The 15,802-nt window shown below is 43.6% G+C and carries 12 protein-coding genes; 7 read left to right on the top strand and 5 right to left on the bottom strand.

Features of this window, described 5'->3' with window-relative positions:
• Positions 1 to 80 precede the first annotated feature (80 nt).
• Positions 81 to 395 carry a hypothetical protein gene (locus V6W81_RS04960; RefSeq protein ID WP_338541863.1) on the bottom strand — a complete coding sequence of 105 codons (315 nt, stop codon included), beginning with the start codon at positions 393 to 395 and terminating at the stop codon, positions 81 to 83.
• 278 nt (positions 396 to 673) lie between these two features.
• Here V6W81_RS04960 and V6W81_RS04955 point away from each other — a divergent pair, with 278 nt between their 5' ends.
• The 7 genes from V6W81_RS04955 (at position 674) to V6W81_RS04925 (ending at position 9,466) form a co-directional block, all read left to right on the top strand.
• A complete protein-coding gene (locus tag V6W81_RS04955; protein ID WP_338541862.1) occupies positions 674 to 2,410 on the top strand; it encodes a cache domain-containing sensor histidine kinase in 1,737 nt (578 codons plus the stop codon).
• 13 nt (positions 2,411 to 2,423) lie between these two features.
• The gene (locus tag V6W81_RS04950) at positions 2,424 to 3,989 is read left to right on the top strand and encodes a response regulator (protein WP_338541861.1); all 1,566 of its coding nucleotides are present in this window, start codon (positions 2,424 to 2,426) and stop codon (positions 3,987 to 3,989) included.
• 129 nt (positions 3,990 to 4,118) lie between these two features.
• Complete coding sequence (locus V6W81_RS04945) at positions 4,119 to 5,426, top strand: ABC transporter substrate-binding protein (RefSeq protein ID WP_338541860.1); 1,308 nt, start codon at positions 4,119 to 4,121, stop codon at positions 5,424 to 5,426.
• A 75-nt stretch (positions 5,427 to 5,501) separates the two neighbouring features.
• A complete protein-coding gene (locus tag V6W81_RS04940; protein ID WP_338541859.1) occupies positions 5,502 to 6,446 on the top strand; it encodes a carbohydrate ABC transporter permease in 945 nt (314 codons plus the stop codon).
• Positions 6,447 to 7,280, top strand: coding sequence for a carbohydrate ABC transporter permease (locus V6W81_RS04935; RefSeq protein WP_338541858.1), 834 nt, complete (start codon positions 6,447 to 6,449; stop codon positions 7,278 to 7,280).
• Between the two features lie 18 nt (positions 7,281 to 7,298).
• Complete coding sequence (locus V6W81_RS04930) at positions 7,299 to 8,129, top strand: glycoside hydrolase family 43 protein (protein WP_338541857.1); 831 nt, start codon at positions 7,299 to 7,301, stop codon at positions 8,127 to 8,129.
• Between the two features lie 26 nt (positions 8,130 to 8,155).
• The gene (locus V6W81_RS04925) at positions 8,156 to 9,466 is read left to right on the top strand and encodes a Gfo/Idh/MocA family protein (protein ID WP_338541856.1); all 1,311 of its coding nucleotides are present in this window, start codon (positions 8,156 to 8,158) and stop codon (positions 9,464 to 9,466) included.
• Between the two features lie 174 nt (positions 9,467 to 9,640).
• Here V6W81_RS04925 and V6W81_RS04920 read toward each other — a convergent pair whose 3' ends face one another.
• From V6W81_RS04920 to V6W81_RS04905, 4 genes are all read right to left on the bottom strand, one after another.
• Positions 9,641 to 10,948 carry an MATE family efflux transporter gene (locus V6W81_RS04920; protein WP_338543942.1) on the bottom strand — a complete coding sequence of 436 codons (1,308 nt, stop codon included), beginning with the start codon at positions 10,946 to 10,948 and terminating at the stop codon, positions 9,641 to 9,643.
• A 233-nt stretch (positions 10,949 to 11,181) separates the two neighbouring features.
• Positions 11,182 to 11,604 (bottom strand): MarR family winged helix-turn-helix transcriptional regulator, encoded by a 423-nt coding sequence (locus tag V6W81_RS04915; RefSeq protein WP_338541855.1) that lies wholly within the window; start codon positions 11,602 to 11,604, stop codon positions 11,182 to 11,184.
• A gap of 428 nt (positions 11,605 to 12,032) precedes the next feature.
• On the bottom strand, positions 12,033 to 13,871 hold the full coding sequence (locus V6W81_RS04910; protein ID WP_338541854.1) for an ABC transporter ATP-binding protein: 1,839 nt from the start codon (positions 13,869 to 13,871) through the stop codon (positions 12,033 to 12,035).
• Positions 13,852 to 15,657, bottom strand: coding sequence for an ABC transporter ATP-binding protein (locus V6W81_RS04905; RefSeq protein WP_338541853.1), 1,806 nt, complete (start codon positions 15,655 to 15,657; stop codon positions 13,852 to 13,854). Before V6W81_RS04905 ends, V6W81_RS04910 begins: the two co-directional genes overlap by 20 nt.
• Positions 15,658 to 15,802 lie beyond the last annotated feature (145 nt).

Below are 15,802 nucleotides of genomic sequence, written 5' to 3'. Positions count from 1 at the left end.
ATAGCCTATGAAAGGTTCTCCATTCAGAATCTCTCATAGGCTATTTTATTTTATGATCTGCCAGTCATTCGCCTGGACCTCTAAAAAGGTAAAATACTGTTCACAATGAGCACGAGTATAAACAAAGCAACCCATACCAACAACAGATTAGCCATAGCGATGGCCCACTTATACTTCCGTTTATGATAGAATCCCCAACATGATAGTGATCCTAATACAGCAATCGGATAAGACATCAGTAAAGAAACGGCAGCATAGTTCGATGCATAGTCATATGAAGTTGGGGCATCAAACATAAACACGCTCATCATCAGCACGATTGGATACGCTAATAATGTTAATAAGTACAAGCCATTAAATAAAAAAAGCCATGTTGCAATTGTTGAATTTTTCAATGTTCCAGCGGACCTCCATAACCTATCTTCCCTTATACGAGTGTACGAGGTTTGTGAATAAACTCTATTATATCCACTTTATTACATACCGTCATGTTTAGCCCTTCCAAATTAACCTATTTCATTTGATTTAGAGAGAGCGCATTTGTTATTATTTTTTTACATTTAAAACAACAAAATACAATTAAATCCATTATTAATGGATTTCTTCATGCGAGAATGCTATTCTATAATCCAATTCATCACAATCCACATTTGTTGAAAAGGGGGGAATCCTGATGTTCAAGACGCGAAAACTTCAACCTACCTTGGTCGTTATGTTTAGTCTGCTTATTTTGACTTTAATGTCATTGCTTAGCCTCGTGGTTTACTACTCTACTTCCAAACTAATATCCTCCAAGCTTAGTGAATCTACACTATCGGAGCTAGAGCAGACAAATTCACAGTTAAACCAACGAATGACTTCGATTCGGGCAACTGCTCTATCCATCGTTATTAATCCAGAGATCACTTCAATGCTCTCCAACGCTAAACATGCTGATATGTATCAACAAATCCGCAATAATGAAACCGCTTCACGCATATTATCCAACGCAGCCTACTCAAGGAATGATATCAGTGAAATTATCATAGTAACCGACCAGCTTGGAATATACAATTACTCTAATCCGAATGGTTTTTATGAATTAAGCAGAGCTATTGAGAAGCCCTTTTGGTCTTACGTCTCTTCTCGCAAAGAAGGCTTTATTCCACCCCGAGCCAATGACATGCGAAGCGATAAAACAGGATCTAACATTTTAACTTATTTCCACGAAATCACTAATGGTGAAGAACGGCTAGGCTATGTTTTTATTAATTTGTACTTTAGTAGCTTCCATGACTTAGCCAGAGGCAGTGCCTCCAATGGAGATTTATTATATTTCGCAGATGATAACAATGAGATCTATGATACTTCTGGTGCAAAGCTTTCAGACTCAGCAACGCAAGATAATGTGGTCTCCTTCTCCAATCAGAGCCAGGGATATACCATCACGCATTTAGATAATCAAAAATATTTAAGCGTTTTCAGTTCTACCAATGATTTCAACTGGCGAATGATCCACTTTAAACCTTATACCGACGTCGTTGAAGGGATGTCTACCCTCTTTATTCAATTACTACTTGTTGCTGCTGGCTGTTTTATCCTAGCTGTATTTGGTGCGGTAATGTTCTCAAGATCGCTTACTCTGCCACTTAAACGGTTAATTCGGCAAATGAATAAGGTTGGTCAGGGTAACTTCAATATTGAAGTAGATTCTAATTATAGAAACGAAATTGGACAATTAAATGAGAAATTTTTAAACATGTCATCCAAAATCCACGAATTAATGGAAGATAGTAAGCGAGAGCAAAAACAGCTTCGGGAGATGGAACTTCGAGCCCTCCAATCTCAAATTAATCCGCACTTTTTGTACAATACTTTAGATGCGATCAATTGGATGGCCATTCGTCACAAAGCACCGGAGATTAGCAAAATGACAGCAAGTTTAGGGCAATTTTTCAGATTAAGTCTTAACAAAGGCATGGAACTGACAACAGTAGCCCATGAGCTTTCCCAACTGGATGCCTACATTTATATTATGCAACACAAATATAGCGGGCGTTTCACCTATATTCAAGATATTGATCCTGACATACTAACATGTGAGACACTCAAAATCATTCTTCAGCCATTGGTTGAAAATTGCTTTGTTCACGGACTCGCAAGCACTAAAGGAGCGGGACAAATTGAGGTTAGCGGTAAATGCTGTGACGATGAACTTATTTTTCTAATTAGAGATGATGGGGTTGGCGTAGATACCGAGAAGTTAAATAATGCCCTAAATCAGGGTTTTGGTTCTGTCGGATACGGCATTCATAATGTTAATGAACGAATTCGACTTCATTATGGCTCGTTATACGGTTTAAGGTATTTAGCTGTAGAGCAAGGTACTCTTGTACAAATTAAACTGCCTCGTAAAATTTTGAACAACTAGAGGAGGACACACAATGAATGTACTGAACATACTTCTTGTAGATGATGAGGACTTTGTCCTGGAAGGATTAAGGGACGCAGTAGACTGGAATCATTACGGAATGAATATTATTGGATACGCAAACAATGGAAAAGAAGCTATTGATATACTCACTACTTCTATAGCGCAGGTTGATATTGTAATCACTGATATAAAAATGCCGATTATGGATGGTTTTGGGCTCATTGAAGCGATTAAATCCTTAAATTACCCGTGCAAAATTGTCGTACTTACTGGACATGATGAGTTTCAATTTGCCAAGACGGCAATTACTTACGGGGTTTTTGAATATCTCCTTAAACCAGTCGAACTGGATTCAATTACTAAAGTTCTTGAACAGTTGACTAGAGCAATTGTGGATGAAAAGGAAAAAATCACTGCGACCGCGCAGGTAGAGAAAAAATTAAAGGAAAGCCTGCCTCTTATGCAGGATCAATTACTATACAGCCTGTTAAACGGGAGCTATGAGCCAGAGCTTATGGAATTCATTGGCGTACCTATGAATGCCGCTTGTTATCAAACTTTGATTGGCTATGTTTGGCCCGCTCTGATTACCGCCCCAGACATGCACATCATTCGTGAAGAAGTCTGCAATGCAGTTGAAATCTGTGGTGATCCTGTCGGTTTTCTATATAATACCCGAGGTATCATTGTAATTATGAGCTTTTCCGAGACCAATGCGATCTACCAACTTGAGTCGGTTTTGAATGAGGTTAGCCATCAGATACAGATTAAGCATCACATTTCAGTTAAATTTGCGTTGGGCAAGATGTGCACTGTTGCTTATCAGATCCCCAAGTCGTTCCTTGAAGCTAGAGAAGCCATGAGACTGAATCTCCTCTCAGTCAATACGCCTACGGATGAGTGGGAAGAACCATTGGAGAATAACCAAACATTATTTCCACCTAAAGAACGTCAAAGACTGTTTAATGCTCTATCTGCCCGTAACATAGAATCAGTAGAACATTATCTGGATCAACTTCAATCCAAATATGAAAAGTCGCAGACCTTGTATCCGGCAGGCTATCTCCATAAGCTAAGCAATGAATTAATTATGCTATTATCTGTAATCCAGTATGAACATAATCGAACGGACGAATTTTGGGAAACTAGTTACACGGAGACGATCCAAAAAATTCAAAAATCTCGTCACTCGGAAGATGTCTTTCCTCAGATTAAATCACTATATAAACAGATTGCGGGCTCTCTTACTGGATCTGCTGACAAAAAAAATCGTCAAGCCATTCGTATGTGTCTTGATTACATTGACAAAAATTTGGACTCTGAAATTCGATTGGAGGAACTCGCTCACATGGTATTTCTTACACCCAACTATTTAGGAGCTATCTTCAAAGAACGCGTAGGAATTAGTTTTTCCGAATATCTAACCCAAGAGCGAATGGAAAAGGCCAAAAAATTACTAAGCATTCCTGGTAATCGAGTTTATGAAGTATCACAGCAGGTAGGATACAAAAGTGCTCATTATTTTAGCAAACTATTTAAAGAATATACTGGAGTCAAACCATCTCAATTCAAATAAATTCTTATAAAAACCATTTTTCTGTTGAATCATGATCATTTTAGTTGTTCTGTTACCTACATTCTGAAAGCGCTTTATTATAAATTAATACTTGTAGTTAAGAACTTCACTCAACGGGAGGTCAATCATATGTATTGGAAAAAAAGCCTCATTGCTGTTCTGTCCTTCGCATTAATCATGTTGTCTGCTTGTTCGAACAACAGCACAGAAAATGCCGGAAGCAGTAACAATGACAGCTCTGAAACAGTAGAACTTCGCTTTGCGTGGTGGGGATCGGAAGACCGACATACTGCTACGCTTGAAGCGATTAAGATTTTCGAGGAAAAGAACCCTGGTATCAAAATATTGCCCGAATATTCAGGCTATGATGGTTATGAATCCAAGCTTCAGGCTCAGGTTGCAGGCAATAGTGCCCCTGATTTATTTCAAACGGGAGGAGACATCAACAACAGACTTGGAATTGAGGCTTTATTACCTTTGGATAATGTATTGGACAAGACAGGTCTGAACGAATCCGTTCTGGAATCTGTTGCTATGGAAGGAAAAACAGTCGGTGCATACATCGGCCTTGCTACAGACGCTTACCTATATGATAAAACATTACTCGATAGTCTGGGCATTGAGCCACCAACACCTCCGTATACATGGGACGACTTAGCAACCAAATTTAAAGAGGTTTACGAGAAATCGGGGGGCAAAGTTTACGGAGCGGTTGACTCTTCCGTTGCTTTTGATGTATTCAAAGCTTTTGGAATAACGGCGCTCGACGCACCCGACTCCTTTCCAAACGACACTACGTCCTACACGTTCAACGAAGATCAAATTAAAGCCTATTATCAATATTGGGCTGAACTACGCTCAGTAAATGCCGTAGCTCCACCCGATATATCTGCTACTTCTGACGACTCTGCTAATTCCCTAATTGTGAAAGGTAAAGCCGCTTTCGTACCGATTGCATCTAGCTCATTTAGCCGCTTCCAAAGCCAAACGAATAATACACTAGATATGGTCATGATGCCACAGAGTGCTTCGACTGGACGAACATTAATGCCTGGACCAAGCCAAGTACTGTCTATTAGTGCAGGAACTAAACACCCCGAGGAAGCTGCGAAATTTCTGAATTTTTTCATTCATGATACCGACGCAGCGAAAGTCTTGAAAACAACTCGTGGTGTCCTCCCTACTGAAGAACAGCAGCAAGCTTTGCTATCTACGTCAGAGCTGTCTGAGGGCGATGAAAAAAATATCATGTTAATTCAAGAGCTTAACAAGCTCGATGGAGTCACCATACCTTCCCCACCGAACGGACCTCAGATTCTGAATTGGAAGGGCCTGATCGAGAAAGTTGGACAGGAGATTGCGTTTGGCAAAATTAGCGTTGACGAAGGTGCCAAAAAATTGATGGATCAAGTGAACGCTGCCTTTGGCAGCAAGTAATAAAAGGATTCGGGAAGCGGATGATATCCGCCTTCCCGTTCCACTTTTATTTACTTTAGAGAGGAGTAGGAATCAATGGAAAACACGCACTCTTCTTCGGTGCTACCGATAAAAAAAAGAAAAAATGCATCTAACAACAAAAATAAAACATGGGCTGCCTACTTATTTTTGTTACCCTGGCTCATCGGTTTTTTTGGACTGACGCTTTGGCCGTTCGTTAATTCGTTCTACTTATCGTTGACGGAAAGCACACTACGAAGCTCTACCTTTATTGGTCTGCAAAATTATGTACAGATGTTTCAGGATGAACGTTTTCTGAAATCCATTGAAGTAACGTTGACATATGTCGTGCTGAGTGTCCCCTTAAAACTTGCGATGGCACTGTTTGTCGCTATTCTGCTGTATAAAGCTTCCCTGGGCATGTCAATCTACAGAACTCTCTTTTATCTGCCTTCACTTATTGGTGGAAGTGTTGCTGTAGCTGTCATGTGGCGCAATATTTTTGGGTTAGATGGTCTGTTCAACAGCTTTCTAAGTTTAATTGGCATAACCGGTAAAGAGTGGCTTGGACAACCGGATTACGCTCTGTATGTGCTGATCCTACTTGTAGTATGGCAGTTCGGATCATCAATGGTTATTTTCCTGGCTGGTCTAAAAAATGTGCCTGGAGACCTCTATGAAGCTGCTGAAATTGATGGTGCCAGTTCCATATCCCGCTTCTTCAAAATTACGCTTCCCATGATTTCACCTATTCTATTATTTAATTTGATTTTACAGACTATAAGCTCTTTTCAGGTCTTTACTCAAGGTTACATCATCACTAAAGGTGGTCCAATGGACGAGACGCTGTTTTCTGTCTTGTATATTTATGACCTTGCTTTTAAACAACAACGTATGGGTTACGCCTCAGCAGTCTCATGGAGTCTACTTATACTGATTGCAGTTGTGACAGCCATCATATTCATAACGTCCAAACGCTGGGTTTACTATGAAAATGATACGAAAGGAAGTGCAAAATGAATGAATTTTAAACCTGCCGTTATCGGTAAGAATATGTTATTGATCCTGATGTCTCTCACAATGATCTACCCCGTTATATGGCTTCTGCTCGGTAGCTTTAAAGCGAATAACGAAATTTTCACAGCAACCAGTCTTTGGCCGTCGCAATTCCAGTTCAGTAACTATTTAGAAGGTTGGAATGCGGTTCCCGGCTACACCTTTGGTCAATTCGTTATCAACTCGCTGACGATTTCAATATTATCAGTCATTGGCTGTATCCTCTCCAGTTCACTCGTTGCTTTTCCGTTTGCACGAATGAATTTTCCATTGAAGGGTCTCTGGTTTGCGCTTCTACTCGGTACGTTAATGTTGCCCACACAGGTGTTACTCATCCCTCGTTATGTCATGTTTTCTGATCTAGGTTGGATCAATACCATCCTGCCTTTGGTCTTACCCTACTTCTTAGCTAGTAATGCCTTTTTTGTTTATCTGATGATCCAGTTTCTAAAAGGTCTACCACGTGAGCTAGATGAGGCTGCATTAATGGACGGCTGTGGTTTGTTCCGCACATTCTATAGTATTCTGCTTCCCAACTGCAAACCAGTGCTCTATACCATGGGTATTTTTTCTTTTTTGTGGAGCTGGGACGATTACTTCGATCAACTGCTTTATTTAAACGAGGTACGCAAATATACTGTTCCGTTGGCTTTACAAATGTTTGTGGATAACGCTGCCCAGATTAATTGGGGCTCCTTGTTTGCCATGTCAATTGTGGCCATCATTCCTCCTGTAATAATCTTCTTCATCGCACAAAAACACTTCGTTGAAGGCGTAGCTACGAGCGGTATTAAATAGAAAAAAGGGGCGAATTTGATGTATTTGCTTAGTTACTTTAAGGAAGACGCGGAGGATTTTTTTCTCGCTGAAAGTCCAGACGGTGTGATGTGGACAGAACGAAATAACGGCTGTGCTATCTTAACTTCTTCTGTAGGAAGCAGGCAAATTCGAGATCCATTTCTGCTTCAAGACAAGCACGGTCGATTTCATCTTCTTTGGACGGATGGGTGGGAAAGTCTTAGTATTGGCTATGCCACAAGCACAGATTTAATTAACTGGGAAGATCTGCGGCTTATCCCATTGATGGAGCATGTCCCCGATACACAGAATGTATGGGCTCCTGAGGCTTTTTATGATTCAGTGCATGACGTTTATCGGATCATTTGGTCCTCAACCACGCAGCCTGGTTCACGGAATCACCGCATTTGGTCCACTACAACAAGTGACTTTACATCCTTTACTGAAGCAGCTCTGTTCTTTGACCCAGGTTTTAATGTTATTGACGCTTCAGTACTATCGGTAGACGATGAATACCTGCTGTTGTTTAAGGACGAGCGAGGTCAAAATAAGCCTGGTACGGAATTCAAAGCGATCCGTTCTTGCATAATGAAGATGACATCAGATAAAGCCGTATTCGGTTCTCTCTCTTCCATGCTAACGCCACCGCTTATGGAAGGTCCAACGGTCTATGAACTACCTGCAAATTCGAAGTTACCCTGGAAATGGATTATGCTGGCGGATGGTTTTCATGAAGGATATTACGCGGCGTTTGCTTCTAATGATCTGGAGAAGTGGGAAATTCTATCCACATCCAGCATCCAGCTGCCTACCAGAATTAGACATGCCTCTGTTCTACGTTTGAATTAAATATGCCAGAAAGAAGGCGTTCCTAAATGAAAAAATATGCGCTATGCGGCGTTAGCAACCGTGCACTAATCATGTTTATTGAACCTTTACTCACTACTTATGCCAAGGGACATCAGATTGTTGCACTCCTAGACAGTGATCCCTTACGCTTTGATATAGCTAAATCTCAGTTTCCAGAGTTGAACGATATTCCTACTTACAGCCCGGAATCGTTTGACCTGATGCTGGATGAAACAGACGCGGACACTATTATTGTAACCAGCAGAGATGATACGCATATGGATTACATTCTTGCTGGTCTCAAACGAGACATCAACGTGCTTTCTGAGAAGCCGATGGTGACTACAGCCGCAGATGCAACAAAAGTAATGGAAGCTGAAATGCTTAGTAAGGGCAAAGTAACGGTAATGTTCAACTATCGCTACAACCCGATCCATCGTCGGATTAAAGAAATGATTCAGGATGGTAAGCTCGGCCGAGTTACCTCAGTTGACCTTAATTGGTATGTAGATACGTTCCACGGCTCAAGCTATTTCCGCCGCTGGAACAGATATCGTGATATCTCGGGTGGCCTATCTGTCCATAAATCTACTCATCACCTTGATCTGGTTAATTGGTGGCTCGATCAGCAACCTGAGGAAGTATTTGCGTTTGGTGCTCTTCATTATTATGGCGATCGTTCGGAGTACAATCCTGCTCGTGTGGATGGACGTCATTGTGATACATGTGATGTTCGTGAAGACTGCGCATATGTTATGCGTTGGTCCGCAGCCAATGTAAAAGACGATCATCTGCGTGTGGAAGATAATAAGAAGCCTAAATATACGGACTATAGAACAGACGCGTGTATTTTCGATTCCGATATTGAGATTGAAGATACCTATACTGCTTCTATTAAATACAACCAAGGTGCACTCCTGAGTTACTCGATTAATTTCTCTGCGCCTTATGAAGGTTACCGGTTAGCCATTAATGGTACGAAAGGTCGGATCGAAAGTACCGAATATCATGAACCGAGCCGTGTTCCCTTTCCGATTCCACAACAGACCATTGATTATTACCCATTGTTTGGAGCTAAAGAAATCATTCATGTCGTCCGTGGCGAAGGAGGGCATGGTGGCGGTGATCCCGTTTTACTTAACGATCTATTCGGATCTTCTAAACAACATCGAGAATACAGCATCCTTGCAGGTTCCGAAGCCGGCGCATACTCTATTGCCGCGGGCGAAGCGATGTGGCGGTCAAATGCAGAAAATAGGTTGGTGCGGATCGATGAGTTACTTATGGGACAAAACAGTAAATTTCATAAGGAACAAGCTCAGGTAACAAAAAGTTGAATAGATTATGAAATTCATTCATCTGATAAGCTATTTATAATAAGGATTCGCCATGTAGAGCGTCACTTTTTCTACTTAGCGAATCCCTTTTTATAGGAATGAGTCGATAGAAAGAAAGCGGAACAGCGGGACGTAACCCCTCCGACCCGCTCTTATATTCAGCCTAAGCTAAGTTTAAGCATTGACTACAAGCCGATTGTTTTTTTGACTAATACGTCTGTAATGGAATACAAATAGGATCAGCCCTAGAACGCTTGTGACGATTTCAGTTATGGTCATAGACCAGATCACACCTGTAAGACCAAAGTACTGATGGAAAATAATGATGACTGGAATGAACAAGGTTCCTTGGCAGATTGCCATCACATTGGTTGGAATCCCTTCTCCAGCAGCTTTGAAAATACCGGTAAACAGTCCAGTAAGCCCGGTGAACAGCGCTGAGATCAGCATCGCGATCAGGATAGCGGTTCCAGCCTCAAGCACGGATGAATCAGATGAGAACAGGCGGATGACTTGTTCCTTAAATACATATACGATGCCGATAAAAATCACCGCGATCCCTGCAATATACAGCGTCGCCTGTTTATACGTTGCTTTTAATCGAGCAAAATCCCCACTTGCAAAATTATGCGCCACGAGCGGAATAATTCCCATGAAGATCCCCATCGTTAGAAACTCAGGCAACTGCACAATCCGTAGCGCAATACCGAAGCCAGCGACAATATGATCACCAAATGTCATGGCATAGTGGTTCAACAGCAGAGTCGATACGATCAGGAATGACGTTTGCAGCAGTTCGGATACGCCAATTTTATAGACCTCTAACTGATCTTGCAGGTTCAGCTTCCAGTGCTTTAAGAAGCCTCTAAGATTCTCACTGCGATATGATAAATACCAGGTATAATAGGCTGCTGAGCAAGCATTCGCCAATACGATGGACAGCGCAGCACCGAATACATGCCAATCGAAGATAAGAATAAATAGAACATCCAATAGGATGCTGGCTATTATGCTAATGAACATGCCATACATCGATTCCTTCGATGCACCTTCTGACCGAACCAACTGTTCCAGTGCAAAGTTCACGATGACAATCGCTCCACCTGCCAATAAGGTCATGGCGTACTGACTCGTGTATGCATATACAGCCTGATTGGCGCCAAGCCCATGAACAATCGGGGTGATGAACAACCAAGAGATGAGGGCAATGAATAGACCAGCCGCTAAGCTGAAGTAAAGCGAGTAACCTGCAACCTTCTTCGCTTTCTCCCCTTCACCCGTAGCCGTTAGGCGGGTAATGAAGGTGCCGCCACCGACCCCAAACATATTACCAAACGCCATTAAGACAGTAAAAATCGGTAAGCCGAGAGTAATGGCACTGAACATGCCTGTATCATGAACTAGACCAATGAAAAAAGCATTGATGAGGTTATACAACGTTCCTGCAGACATGCCCAACATCATAGGAATAGACAGATACATAATGGATTTGTGGACAGGGGCTGTGCTCAGATAATAGGAGTTTGAATGTTTTTCTTTCAACGGAATTCCGCCTCTCTTTTAGTTATAACAATTAGACTTCTAAGTTTTTGAACAAAAAAATAAATATCGCTCATTACCAACCAACATTGGTAAACTGATCAGTAGAACATGAACTGTTTGATTTCTAACTATTTAGATATGAGCAGTTAATCCTGCTCAGTACATCAGCCGTCTTAGAGGTTCTGATTAACCTTCGTCAATAACTGCATCAATGTTGCCTGTTCATCTTCCGTCAAGCTTGCCACAATCTCGTGCTCCACCTTGGCAAACATCTCGGCTACATCATGAATGACTTGCTCACCCTTAGGCAAGACGTATAAGTTCTTCTGCCGCTCATTATCCGAAGGAATCTTACGCTCGATATATCCGTTCTTCTCCAAGCCTTTCAGCATACTTGTAATCGTTGCATCCCGCCGGTTGAATGCCTCAGCTAGGTTTTTCTGAATCAATCCGTTATCCTGATGTTCATAGATATATCCGATGATTCGACCTTGTTGAGCATTAAGCCCTAACTCGTTCACTTGATCATCGGCTTTGCGCTTGATCTTGATCCCAATCGTTTGAAATAGATCCGAATACGGTGTATCTTTCCGCAAGAGTACTCTCCTCCCTTTTGTATGACACCTTAAAGTTAGACGTCTAAGTGTTCGTAGGCTAAATATACATCCACGTGGATTTACTGTCAAGCATCGTATTTATTACATCACGTGAATGCTGCACTACTCATGACATGGCTACCTGAGTGTAAACAACATGACAAGGTCAAGTTCAACAGCTCATCGATGTAATTAAGTCGCTGTCCAACCACCCTTCTCATGAAGCAGGCACTGCCTGTCAGGTAGTATCATAACAACAAAGTACATCATACAATTCACGCAAAAACGGACACCCCTATAAATGTCCGTTTTTCTGTATATCCTCTCCTCTTATATTCAGTTGCTCTTACCTGGTCATGAATTTATCTCGCTCAGCACCTGTGGTACCGAAGAGCCACATCCGAGAATGCTAATGACTCACCCAGCCATCACTGTGCTTTCTTGCGTAGCTGACTGTAATACAGCTCGCTGTAGAAGCCGCCTTGTTCCAGCAAGACGTCATGCGAGCCTTGTTCTAGCAGATGCCCATCCTTCAGCACTAGAATCCGGTCGGCTTGGCGGATCGTGTTCAGCCTGTGAGCAATGACAAAGCTGGTCCGCCCCTGCATAAGACGTTGCAGCCCTTCCTGAATTTTGATCTCCGTAACGGTATCAATACTACTTGTCGCCTCATCTAACACAAGAATGGACGGGTCGGCCAGAATCGCGCGGGCGATGGCAAGCAGTTGCTTCTGCCCTTGACTGATGCCGCTGCCATCGGCCTGAAGCACTTTGTCATAACCACCCTTCATTCGCATAATAAAGGAATGCGCATTGGCTAGTTTGGAGGCAATCTCCACCTCTTCGTCTGATGCATCCAGACGGCCGAAGCGGATATTTTCCCGAATCGTCCCTTGAAATAGGAATGAATCCTGAAGAACAAATGCCATATGCGAACGCAGATTCTCTCGGCGAATGGTTGTGAGATCCCGTCCATCCACTGTCAGCGTACCCGCAGTTGGATCATAGAATCGGGACAATAGCTGAATTAGCGTGGTTTTGCCTGCCCCAGTTGGACCCACTAATGCAATCATCTCTCCAGGCTTCGCTTCAAAGCTAATTTCATGCAAAATGTCACGACCTTCATCGTATCCAAAGGAGACCCGGTCAAAGCGCACCGCTCCCTCTACCTTCTCAAGCGATACCGCTGCACCCTCATCCTTCGCTTCTTCATCTTCATCCAGCACTTCAAATACACGCTCCGCTCCGGCTATTGCCGACAATAACGTATTCCACTGATTCGCAAGATCGTTCAGCGGACGTGTGAATTGACGAGCATATTCGACGAAAATGATGATGATCCCCACCGTAACCGTACCCTGAATCGCCAAGATACCGCCGATCCCTGCTACAATGGCGAAGCTCAGGTTGTTGAGTCCGTTCATCAGCTTCGGTATAAAACCAGAGATGGTCTGCGCCCAGAAGCCGGAAATCCGGATTCGAGTATTTCGCTCCTCGAACCCCCGAATGACCCGTTCCTCTTGTGAAAATGCTTTAATGATGCGCTGACCAGATAACGTCTCTTCAATATATCCATTCAGTTCACCCAAATTACGCTGCCGCTCCTTGAAGAGTGGCCCTGTTCGACGCGTAATCCAGCGCATGCCAAGAGCCATAAGCGGCACAACGATAAATGTAAGTAAGGTCAGCAATGGACTCAGCCAGAGCATGACACCAAACGTTCCCAGTAGCGTTAATATACTTGAGAAAATCTGAATGGCCGAGCTGTTCAATGTACCGCTAACATTCTCGATATCATTCGTAACCCGGCTCATAATCTCACCCTGCTGGCGCTTGCCGAAGAATGGAATAGGCAATTTGTGCAGGTGGGAGAACAGGTCATACCGCATACGATATACCGTCTCCTGTGCGATTTCGATCATCCAAATGTTTTGCAGCCAAGATGTTAGGGAGAACAATACATACACCGCAACCAGTCCAAGCAGGAACCTGGTCCAGCTAGCGCTGGTTGATTCTCCATCCATAAAGCTATCTACTGCGACGCCCACCATATATGGCCCAAGTAGCGCAAGTGCTGAGCTTGCAAATACCATCAGCAGCACCAGTGAGAGCTTCACTTTGCGGCGTGCAAGATACGTCCAGATCCGCCCCAATGTACCTGACCAATTCTTCGCTCTTGCCTTCGGCTTAGAGCCGCCGCCTTTGAGCGTTGCAGGATCAAGCGGTGGTGGCGGTTGACGGAAGGGTTCAATGAATGCTTTGAACATGCGGCGTGCCCTCCCCATATTGTGATTGATAGATGCGACGGTACAATTCCGATGAATCCATCAGATCCTCATGTTTACCTTGCCCGATCAGCCGTCCATCATCCAGTAGCAGAATTAGATCGGCCGAGGTTGTGGAGCTAATCTTCTGTGTAATGATAAAGGTTGTGCACGATAGTTCCTCCAGTGCATCCAATAACCTTGCTTCGGTTGCCACATCCAGTGCACTTGTACTGTCATCCAGAATCAAAATACTTGGACGACGAATTAATGCCCTTGCAATGGATAAACGTTGCTTCTGTCCACCCGACAGGTTAACGCCGCGTTGACCTAACTGTGTATCATAACCATTCGGCAATTTCTCAATCGTTTCATGAATCTGAGCACGCTTAGCGGCTTCTTGAATCTCAGCCAGCGTAGCATCCTCTCGGCCCCAAGCGATGTTATCGCGCACAGAGCCTGTGAATAGGACAACCTCCTGTGGAACATAACCGATTGCCCCTCGCAGCAACGAGGTATCCAGACGTTCTGCGTTGGTACCGTCAATCCGGATCTGACCTGTGTCCTCCGTGTAGAGCCTTGGAATTAACTGTACGAGTGAAGACTTGCCTGAGCCTGTCGCTCCCATAATGGCAATGCGCTCACCTTGGCGGGCAGAGAACGAGATATTTTCAAGTACCGTAATATCACTGTTCGGATAATGAAAGCCAACATTCTTGAACTCAACCGCACCTTGTATCGACTGCTGTTTTGGAGTCAATATGGATGTACCTTGTTCTACTGATGATGCAGACCGTCCTGATTCTGTAGAAAATAAATTCGCTGACTTCTGAGCCGATTCTGAATCGTCCTCAGTTTCAAAGACTTCATTCAACCGCTGCGCTGAAGCGCTTGCTCGGGAGAACGTCACGAGAATCCACGATAGTGCAGACATTGCCCCAATGGTACGAAGCAGGTAGTTAATGACAGCTACCACTTCACCCACCGTTGCACTGCCCGAGTTAATATCAGCTCGCCCAAACCATAGTACAGCGATAATGCAGCCGTTCATCATGAGCAGCATAAACGGCATCGTCGTCTCCGTTAAGCGTAGCGCGGAGATCGTGCCTTTCATTAGCTTGCCGCTGAAGCCGGCAAAGCGTTCAATCTCATGGCCCATCCGTACGAAGACACGGATCAGCCGAATGCCTGTCAGATTCTCCTGGATGACTCCGTTGACGGCATCCAGCCTGCGCTGCACATTGCGGAACAGCAGCGCTGCCTTTTTGATCATCCAGACCACGACAATAAGCAACACAGGCACCATCACGACCAGCAGCAGACCCAATCGCGGATTCACAACGACGGCCATAATCATGCTACCAATCACGACCAGAGGGACACGTGTCATGAAGCGCAGACTCATGAAAACGGTATCCTGAACCTGGGTAACATCCCCTGTTAAGCGAGTAATGAGCGATGAGGTGGCGAAACGATTGAACACGGCGTAAGAGAACGCTTGCACTTTATCATACAGCTTCTCCCGCAGATCGTATCCGAATCCCAAGCTCGCATGGGATGCAAAAAACGAACTGGCAATTCCGGCAGCAAAAGCAACAACCGCACTCGCCACGAGCACTCCGCCCCATAACCAGACGACGGACAGATCGCCTTCCTGAATGCCGTTATCGATAATCTTCGAGATGAGATACGGCTGAGCCAGCTCCACTGCAAGCTCAATCAACATCATGACCAGGGCAGCAATGGCGGCGACTCGGTATTTCTTCAAGTAGTACAACAGCTTGATCATAAGCATTCCTCCGGCTCGGAGCGCTCTAAACGTATATTTTACTCTAGTTCAGAGCCTCCCTTAGACATGTTGTTCTCTCCACTTTGCCCACTATGTAATCATTTTCTATGTACATATATGGTTATTATAACGTATTTTACAATCC

Source organism: Paenibacillus tundrae, from assembly GCF_036884255.1.
GTDB lineage: Bacteria > Bacillota > Bacilli > Paenibacillales > Paenibacillaceae > Paenibacillus.
The sequence above is the reverse complement of the archived record's forward strand: the minus strand, read 5'-3'. Positions and strand labels throughout refer to the sequence as shown.

Excerpts from the sequence above, each read along its gene's own strand:
- V6W81_RS04945 (WP_338541860.1), top strand. The coding sequence starts at position 4,119 with ATGTATTGGAAAAAAAGCCTCATTGCTGTTCTGTCCTTCGCATTAATC.
- V6W81_RS04935 (WP_338541858.1), top strand. The coding sequence starts at position 6,447 with ATGAATTTTAAACCTGCCGTTATCGGTAAGAATATGTTATTGATCCTG.
- V6W81_RS04910 (WP_338541854.1), bottom strand. The coding sequence starts at position 13,871 with ATGTTCAAAGCATTCATTGAACCCTTCCGTCAACCGCCACCACCGCTT.
- V6W81_RS04955 (WP_338541862.1), top strand. The coding sequence starts at position 674 with ATGTTCAAGACGCGAAAACTTCAACCTACCTTGGTCGTTATGTTTAGT.
- V6W81_RS04950 (WP_338541861.1), top strand. The coding sequence starts at position 2,424 with ATGAATGTACTGAACATACTTCTTGTAGATGATGAGGACTTTGTCCTG.
- V6W81_RS04930 (WP_338541857.1), top strand. The coding sequence starts at position 7,299 with ATGTATTTGCTTAGTTACTTTAAGGAAGACGCGGAGGATTTTTTTCTC.
- V6W81_RS04940 (WP_338541859.1), top strand. The coding sequence starts at position 5,502 with ATGGAAAACACGCACTCTTCTTCGGTGCTACCGATAAAAAAAAGAAAA.
- V6W81_RS04925 (WP_338541856.1), top strand. The coding sequence starts at position 8,156 with ATGAAAAAATATGCGCTATGCGGCGTTAGCAACCGTGCACTAATCATG.
- V6W81_RS04920 (WP_338543942.1), bottom strand. The coding sequence starts at position 10,948 with ATGTATCTGTCTATTCCTATGATGTTGGGCATGTCTGCAGGAACGTTG.
- V6W81_RS04905 (WP_338541853.1), bottom strand. The coding sequence starts at position 15,657 with ATGATCAAGCTGTTGTACTACTTGAAGAAATACCGAGTCGCCGCCATT.